General features: G+C 46.3%; 1 pseudogene. It reads right to left on the bottom strand.

The window, feature by feature from the left end:
- Positions 1-270 (bottom strand): annotated as a pseudogene (locus tag FLQ44_RS24145) (hypothetical protein); the annotation flags it as partial.

Here is a 270-nt window from a genome sequence, read left to right as displayed (position 1 = left end):
AGATACCATCTTGCATATGCAAAATACGATCTGCTGATTTTGCCAATTGCTCATCATGGGTCACGATTAACATTGCCATATTGAATTCCTCACGTAGATCACGCAGTAACTCAAAAATAGATTTTGCTGTTTTTCGATCAAGATTACCTGTTGTCTCGTCCAAGCAAAAGTCCCAGTCGATACCAGGGGCACGCAAACATGGACCGAAGACGGCACCGCTTACAACCTTCGCCTTCAATTCGAACCCGTCGCCATCGCAGTCCCCACGAC

It is taken from the genome of Vogesella mureinivorans, from assembly GCF_007644035.1.
Taxonomy (GTDB): Bacteria; Pseudomonadota; Gammaproteobacteria; order Burkholderiales; family Chromobacteriaceae; genus Vogesella; species Vogesella mureinivorans.
Note: the sequence above shows the minus strand (reverse complement) of the source record. Positions and strands in the feature narration are given on the sequence as shown.